Genomic DNA, 7873 nt, shown 5'->3' with positions numbered 1-7873 from the left:
ATCGAATTCCCGATTATTGAAGACCTTAGTATGGAAGTGGCGAAAGCTTACGGTATGGTTCACCCGGGTGCCGCTGATACTTCGGCAGTGCGTGCGACCTTTCTTATCGATCCGAACGGTGTGCTACGTGCCATGGTGTACTATCCAATGAGTAACGGGCGTCAGATTGATGAGTTCGTTCGTCTGGTTCACGCTATGCAGACTTCGGATGCCAATAAGTGTGCAACGCCTGAAAACTGGCGTGACGGTGATCGCGTTATCGTTCCTCCTCCGGCAACCATCGACGAAGCGATTGCGCGTAAAGAATCAGGTGAGTACGAGTGTAAAGACTTCTACTTCTGCACCAAAGCGCTTTAATCGCTCACCTATAAATTCAGGGCTGCTATATGCGGCCCTTATTTTTATCCCATCTTTTAGGATCACAGAATGAAACAGAAAATCTTTAAAGAAAAATATCCGATTTTTGAACTCACTTTTAGCAAACAAGAATCTAAATTTGCCAGCGTCACTGAAATTTTAGATTACCTCGAACAAAAGGTTTCCGAGCATCCGGTAGCAACTAATATCGCTCGTTTTAATCACTACCAGCACACTCAATCGGTTGGCGGTGAAATTGCCGAGGATATTCTCGATGCACAGAACTTGATTCTCTGTTTTGGAATGCAACTGCCGTCTGCAGATCCAGTGGCAGTGCGTCCACGTTCGATTGGCGTAACCGAAAAAGCCGAACAATTTATTGTTAACTTTATGGAAGCGCCTAATCCGGTTGCCAACGATACAATGGAAGCTTGGGTTAAATCGCTCGTTAAGTAAACAGCCGATATCTAAAATCCATTTCCAAAAAAAAGGCTTGGTGAATTTCCACCAAGCCCTTTTTATTTTGCCCTTCTAAAGTAACGACTTAAAGATGCTTTAACATCCCTAAAATTACTTTCGCCGAATGCGTCGCCGCTTTCTCTAGATATTGCTCGAAAGTCACTTTGTTTTCCTTACCGGCAATGTCTGACAAGGAACGAATAATCACAAACGGCTTACCAAAAGTGTGACAAACCTGCGCCACGGCAGCTGCTTCCATTTCACAGGCGATCATTTGCGGAAACGCTTTACGAGTGCTATCCACATCTTCCGGGTTATGCATAAAGCGGTCACCCGTTGCGATCATGCCATGCATATGCACGACTTCGCCCAATTCTTCAATCGAAGCTTGCGCGGCCTCGACCAGCTTAGCATCTGGAACGAAACAAGCCGGCATTCCCGGTACTTGGCCTAGCTCGTAGCCAAATGGTGTAACATCCACATCGTGGTGGCAAACACTTTGACTAATAACAATATCGCCAACATTCAGTTCGACATGGAAACCGCCGGCCGATCCGGTATTAATGACAAAATCCGGCTGATATTGCTGTAACAATAAAGTCGTGCTGATAGCAGCATTGACCTTACCAATACCGGAACGCAATAGCGCCACATCAAGACCATCAATTTTGCCTAAATAATACTCAAATCCAGCATGAGTTTCAGTGGTTAAGTCGGTCAATTTACTGCGCAGTAATTTAACCTCTTCTTCCATTGCGCCGATAATGGCAACTTTCATCGATTAAACCTCATTACCTAATTCGCGAAGCACTTCAGCGCTCATTTTCAGATCTTCGTTCTTATTAACGCCGATACCGTTATCGATGATTTCTTTGGCAATAGCATGCGCTTCGTCCAACGAGTGCATGGTATAAGTTCCGCACTGGTATTCGTTTAGCTCAGGAATATCTTCCAAACGCTCGACTTTCATTACGTCGTTCATTGAAGCCATCCACGCATCGGCAACTCGACCTTCATCCGGCGCACCAAGCAGGCTCATATAGAAACCGGTACGGCAACCCATTGGCGACACGTCGATAATTTCTACACCGTCACCGTTTAGGTGGTCACGCATAAAACCGGCGAAAAGATGCTCAAGCGTATGAATTCCACGCTCGCCCATAATCGCTTTGTTCGGCTTATTGAAACGCAAATCGAATACCGTGATGGTATCGCCAGACGGAGAGGTCATGCTCTTAGCGATACGCACTGCCGGCGCATTCATAATGGTATGGTCAACCGTAAAGCTGTCTAGTAATGGCATAATAATTCCTTAAATTTGTTATCTTTTTAAATTAATGATTCAGATTCTTTTTCTTCAAGCGTACCTTTTATCATCCAACCGTTGTCGGTTTTGATAAACAGGTAATTGCGGGTGAAATCGATGCGGTCGCCTTGTTCAAATTCCGGCAGCGTCATTTTCAAGACGCCAATACCAAAGGTTTGTTTCATTCTATCCATCGGCGAAATACTGGAGTCCTGCATAATCTCACGCGCATATTCATCCAGCGAACGTTGCGCAGTGCCAGTAATGGTTAGTTCGGCGACATAATTGGTGTCGTTCTTTTTATAGCCGTTATCCTTGACCACGGTATCGGCCAAAAACAAGCCTCTAAATTCTTGGTTGAATTTATCCTTGGCCATTGCTTCGATATCGCTATCGGTCGGCTGGGTTAATCCCAAACAGCCGGAGAGCAGCAAAGCCGCAAACAGCAGGCTGAATATAGACAGTTTTTTCATCATCGTTTTTCTCCATGCTGAATGTCTTGCACAACACCCATTAGCAAAAAGCCAAGGATACCATAAAGCGTAATTTTCCTCAGAAGAACACTACACTTGATTCTGAAAAATCTGCGCGGCTTTCTGCAAAATCGCGGCCTGCTCCTCGGCGGATTTATTATGCCAATGTTTAACCTGCATCGCTAAGCGCGGATGCTCCTGCAACCAATCTTGATGACGATAGATAAAATGCCAATACAAAGTCGTCATCGGGCAAGCTTTATCGCCACTGGCATTTTTCGGATTAAAGGCGCAACCGTCGCAGTAATTGGACATTTTCTTAATGTAATTGCCGCTGGCGATATACGGCTTGGATGCCAAGATACCGCCGTCGGCAAACTGACTCATCCCCAAGGTATTCGGCACCTCCACCCACGCCACGGCATCGACATACATCGCCAGATACCACGCTTCGATTTGTTGCGGTTCGACCTCAGCTAATAATGCATACAAGCCAGTAATCATCAAACGCTGAATATGATGCCCGTAGCCGTAATCTAGCACCTGCTTCAGCGACTGCTGCATGCAGTTCATCTGCGTCTTGCCGTCCCAATACATCTGCGGTAAATCACGCTGATTATCGAGCGCATTGAATTGGCTCCACTGCTCGCGTTGCAACCAATAGATACCGCGGATATATTCACGCCAACCGAGAATCTGGCGGATAAAACCTTCCACTGCATTCAGCGGCGCTCTGCCTTGTCGATAAGCATTTTCGGCAGCTTGAATCACTTCCATCGGATGCAGTAATTTCAGATTTATCGCCATGGAAATTCGACTATGGAACAGCCATGGCTCGCCTTTCCACATCGCATCCTGATAATCGCCGAAGGTTGGCAAGCGCCGGTCGATAAAATCCTGCAAAGCCTGTAATGCCTGCTGGCGATCAACCGGCCAGAAAAAACGCGGCAAATTGCCAGGCAGATTCGGTAAATACTGCTCGACGTCTTTACGCACCTGCTGAACGATGTCATCCTCCAAAAAATCACACGGTATTGGAATCTGCGGCGGTCCGGCCTTACCGAACGCCTTACGATTATCAGCATCGTAATTCCATTTACCGCCTTCCGGCTTGCCGTTATTCATCAGGATATTACAGCGCTTGCGCAACTGCCTATACCAATATTCCATCCGCAACTGCTGACGGTTATTCGCCCAATTCTGAAACTCGCCCTGCTCGGCAATAAAGTGGCTATCCGGCAAAACTATCAACTCGATTTGTTGCTGTTTACAGAAATTTTGTAACGCCTGCAAAACCCGATAATCGCCGGGCAAAACACAGCGTATTTGCTGGACTGAATAGTCTTGTAATGTTTGCGCCAAAACATCAGAAAAACTGCCGAACTGTTCAATAATCGAGTAATAAACCAACGGCCAATCTTGGCGCTCAATCCATTGTGCGAAATGGCGCATCGCCGACAAAAACAGAACCGTGCGCTGTTTGCTGGATGCCGGATTGCTTGATTCATCGCTAACCTCTGCCATCCACAATGCATCCTGCTGTGGGTCGAAATCCGTAAAAAGATTGGACTGCTGATCCAGTTGATCGCCAAACACTAAACACAAGTTTCGAATCGCCTTGGCTTGGTTTTGACTCATGCCATTCTCCTTAATTGCTGGTCAAGCTGGCGAATCTGTAAGCCATTGTCTTTAATGCTCTGCTCCTCCAATAAGAAACGCAGCAGAATAAAATAGATATCCAAATCAAACTCCGGCAGGCCGCTTTGCAAACGCTCGGCGACCTCGTCTTCACTGCGCACCTTGCCGAAATAACACCACTGGTCAACTAAGTGATTCGCCACTTGCGATTCATCGTTTTCGTCAATATCTTGGCCGCTCACTCGCTCACCAACCAGAATCGGTCCACTCCACGGCCAGACCTGTTTTTGCAGGTGTTGCAATGCCTCCAGTACACGAAGATTGTAACTGGCGACCGGTTCTTTCTGGCAACAAGCGCCAAGACATTTCTTTAGTTGAAATGCAAAGCAACTGCCGCTTTTCTGACCTTCCAAACCGGATAGACGCTGGCAGAGCAGATGATTCTTAACCAACTTTTCCAGCTGCCCTTTGGCCTGTCGCTGACTGCGGAACAGTCCAAAACGTTGTTCGCCGCTGTCAGCATCTTCTTTGACCGGCACAATCTTGGTTTGGTAATATCCGTACTCATCTTCTTGCAAGCGAAGTTGATAAAGATGTGTGGCCTTTTTTAAACGTTTATTCAGGCTCGGACGCAGTCGTTTCACCTCTTGCGATTCCAGCAACTGCGCACCGAAATCGGACGGCGTGATTTGATAGTCGATATGATGCAAAGTCTTGCTCAATCGCAAATCGGTAGCGGTTTGATGGTCTTGATAAAAATGGCTGAGCACACGGGTTTTCAAATCGACCGACTTACCGACATACAATAGCTTTCCGGCTTCGTCATAGAAGTAATACACACCAGCCAAATTCGGCAACTTCTGCACTTCTTCATGTGGCAGATGGCTCGGCAAGGCGGCTGTTTTCAGCAATGACTGACAGACCGCCTCAATCTCCTCGCCATCGAACTGCTGCGATATTTTGCGGAAAAACGCCAATACCGCGAGCACATCACTCATGGCTCTGTGGCGGTTTTGCAGAGTCAAACGAAGCCTTTGCAGAACCTTGTCCAGCCCATGCCCTTTAACCTGCGGATAGAGTTTACGACTGATTTTCACCGAACATAAAGTACGAGCATTAAACGCTTTGCCACAGCGTTTGAATTCGTTTTTCAGAAAGCCGTAATCGAAACGTGCATTGTGCGCGACAATAATTTCGCCATCCAACTGCTCGGCGATTTCCTCGGCCATCTGCGCAAATGTCGGCGCATCATGCACCATCGAATTGTGAATGCCGGTAATATTGGTAATCCACGGCGGAATAGTGGTTTGTGGGTCAAACAGACTGTGCCAATGACCGGCGATTTTGCCGTGCTCGATTTTAATCCACGCCAGTTCGGTCATGTGGTCGCGCAAGGCTTTACCGCCAGTGGTTTCGCAATCAAGAATATAGAATCGTTCCGGAAAACCTTGCAGGGGCTGTTCAGCCAAGCCAATGGCTAAATCGGTAAAGAGGTCGGGATTTAAATCAATCGGCATGGGTTTCTCGTAGTGGGGCTTTATTACGACGGCAGCGTTCGGAGCAGTATTTAACTGACTCCCAGTCTTTCGCCCATTTCTTACGCCATGCGAATGGCTTACCGCAGGTTTGGCAGATTTTCTCAGGTAGATGTGCTTTTTTATGTGCCATATGCTTTCCTAGAACAGCGCCATTTGTTTATCGCGTTGGGCTTGCTCATGTGCTTTTTGTAACGCCTTTCGTTGTGCCGCTTCGCTCGGTTTTCGAGCCCGTGATATACGTTGATTCGGGCGCTTTCGGCTTCCGTGTTTGCTAAACACTTCTTGCTTCAATGCCTTGGCTTCCGGCGTTTGCCGCAAGCTATGCAAACGCTGTTTGGCCTCGCGCGCCGCCTGCTGGTGCTCGACAATGGGTAAAGGGTAATCCTCACCGAGTTTGACGTCGAATTGCGCCAAAACATCGTCGGCAAACTCCCACGGCTGATGAATCATGCTCTCGTCCAAAGCGGCCAGTTCCGGACACCATTTACGGATAAATTCACCGCTCGGGTCTTGGTCTTGCGACTGTTTGACCGGATTATAGACTCGCATCTGATTAATGCCGGTAACACCCGATTGCATTTGAATTTGCGAGTAGTGGATGCCCGGCTCATAGTCGGTAAACAGCGCGCCTAAATAAGGTGCAAACTTCTGCCACGGTAACCACAGTTGATAACTGGCAAAAGAAACCAACATGGCGCGCATCCGAAACGGCAACCAACCACGCAAACGCAAACAGCGCATACAGGCGTCGACCATCGGGAAGCCGGTCTGGCCATTTGCCCACGCTTGATAACGCTGTCGCGCCGCTTCGTCCCATTTACGCACATCGCGCAACAACGGATGCATTTCCAAAAATTCGATATCCGGTTCGGTTTCCAATTTCTGAATAAAGTGACTCTGCCAAAATAGACGCTCGTTAAAGGCGCGCAGATTGCGCTTGTAAGTTTTGTGCGGCAAGGCATCCCATGTAGCGTGCATCACTTCACGAATCGACAAACTGCCCCACGCGATATGTGGACTGAGGCGCGAACTGAATTTTGCACCGGCAAGCGGTTTAGCGAGGGTCTTCAAATAATTCTGTTCGCGATGCTGGAGAAAACTTTCCAGTAGCGCCAAGCCGAGAACACGGCCACCCTTTTGCGTCTGCTCACCGGCGATATAGCTATCAGGGCGAATAAACGGATTGTCCAACCTACTCGGTAACTGCCAACCTTGATGTAAGCGACTTTCCGGCAATTGTTGCGGTTCCGGCAAGGTCTCTTGCTGAAAAAAATTTTGCACCAACTGCGCATAATGGTCGCGATTTAATCCGGCACGTTTTACCGGCTGCTGTAAAGCTTCATGCCAAGGCACACCTTGCTTCGCGCACCATTTTTTGATCGTCAAATCGCGTTGGAAAGTCCAACCATTGGCCGTCTCTTGATGCGAACAGAGTGCGACAATTTGATAGTTATCAGCAAGAACCTGTAAAGCCTGCAACATATCGCCTTGCGCAAAGTTCAAGGCACTGCACTTCTGTTGTAACTGGTAGTTCAAATCACGCAAACAGTCGGCGATAAAGCGCCATTGCCGAGCGGAAGCGTCCGCTTGCTGCCAATATTCAGCCTCTAGTACATACAACAGCAATAATTCCGCTTGCTGCTGTTCGCATAATTCTAACGCCTGCCACAAAGCCGCATGGTCAACCAAACGCAAATCGCGTTTAAACCATAAGATAACTACTTTTGTATCGGTAGAGTAGCGGGACATTGCATAAGTTTCTCTCTAATCTGTTGGCACAAATTATACAAATTTAAGATTTAACCCACAAATATTTGACAACAGTTATACAACTATGAATAATTTGCTCTGTGGAGCATCGTAAAACTCGTCCACAATGTTCCCCAAGCGTGCGCACAAAGTTTGAGCGTTACAAACTCAAACCCGATAGTGGTTTTACGTCCCGCTATCCGCCTGCCGACTTCTCTCACCCAATACCCTCGGCACTTGGGGCTTTTTACGATATTTTTAGACGATCTGTTGTATCGGTCTATTCTCTCCAGACGCTTAATTTCAATATCGTTTTGAATGTGAAAGGGAATGCAAAGATGAGCCAACCAAAT

General features: G+C 47.4%; 9 protein-coding genes. 2 read left to right on the top strand and 7 right to left on the bottom strand.

Annotated features, from left to right (window positions below; genetic code table 11):
* Both J3998_RS08625 and J3998_RS08620 read left to right on the top strand, forming a co-directional pair.
* On the top strand, positions 1–357 hold a 357-nt coding region (locus J3998_RS08625), incomplete at its 5' end, for a redoxin domain-containing protein (protein ID WP_208150149.1).
* Between the two features lie 69 nt (positions 358–426).
* Positions 427–813 (top strand): DUF6858 family protein, encoded by a 387-nt coding sequence (locus tag J3998_RS08620; protein WP_208150147.1) that lies wholly within the window; start codon positions 427–429, stop codon positions 811–813.
* A gap of 88 nt (positions 814–901) precedes the next feature.
* Here the strand turns inward: J3998_RS08620 and mtnN are convergent, their stop codons facing one another.
* The 7 genes from mtnN to J3998_RS08585 form a co-directional block, all read right to left on the bottom strand.
* Positions 902–1594, bottom strand: coding sequence for a 5'-methylthioadenosine/S-adenosylhomocysteine nucleosidase (gene mtnN / locus J3998_RS08615; protein WP_208150145.1), 693 nt, complete (start codon positions 1592–1594; stop codon positions 902–904).
* Between the two features lie 3 nt (positions 1595–1597).
* Complete coding sequence (gene luxS / locus J3998_RS08610; protein ID WP_208150134.1) at positions 1598–2119, bottom strand: S-ribosylhomocysteine lyase; 522 nt, start codon at positions 2117–2119, stop codon at positions 1598–1600.
* A 26-nt stretch (positions 2120–2145) separates the two neighbouring features.
* Complete coding sequence (locus tag J3998_RS08605) at positions 2146–2598, bottom strand: hypothetical protein (protein WP_208150132.1); 453 nt, start codon at positions 2596–2598, stop codon at positions 2146–2148.
* 87 nt (positions 2599–2685) lie between these two features.
* On the bottom strand, positions 2686–4233 hold the full coding sequence (locus J3998_RS08600) for a cryptochrome/photolyase family protein (RefSeq protein WP_208150131.1): 1548 nt from the start codon (positions 4231–4233) through the stop codon (positions 2686–2688).
* Positions 4230–5750, bottom strand: coding sequence for a 3'-5' exonuclease family protein (locus tag J3998_RS08595; protein ID WP_208150128.1), 1521 nt, complete (start codon positions 5748–5750; stop codon positions 4230–4232). The genes J3998_RS08600 and J3998_RS08595 overlap by 4 nt, the downstream gene beginning before the upstream one ends.
* Positions 5740–5901: a DUF2256 domain-containing protein gene (locus J3998_RS08590; protein ID WP_208150126.1), complete on the bottom strand. Its 162-nt coding sequence runs from the start codon at positions 5899–5901 to the stop codon at positions 5740–5742. The genes J3998_RS08595 and J3998_RS08590 overlap by 11 nt, the downstream gene beginning before the upstream one ends.
* A gap of 8 nt (positions 5902–5909) precedes the next feature.
* Positions 5910–7520, bottom strand: coding sequence for a cryptochrome/deoxyribodipyrimidine photo-lyase family protein (locus J3998_RS08585; RefSeq protein ID WP_208150124.1), 1611 nt, complete (start codon positions 7518–7520; stop codon positions 5910–5912).
* Positions 7521–7873 lie beyond the last annotated feature (353 nt).

This window comes from Thiomicrorhabdus marina (assembly GCF_017571465.1).
In the GTDB taxonomy this organism is placed as follows: Bacteria; Pseudomonadota; Gammaproteobacteria; order Thiomicrospirales; family Thiomicrospiraceae; genus Thiomicrorhabdus; species Thiomicrorhabdus marina.
This window is presented reverse-complemented; position numbering and strand designations above follow the sequence as displayed.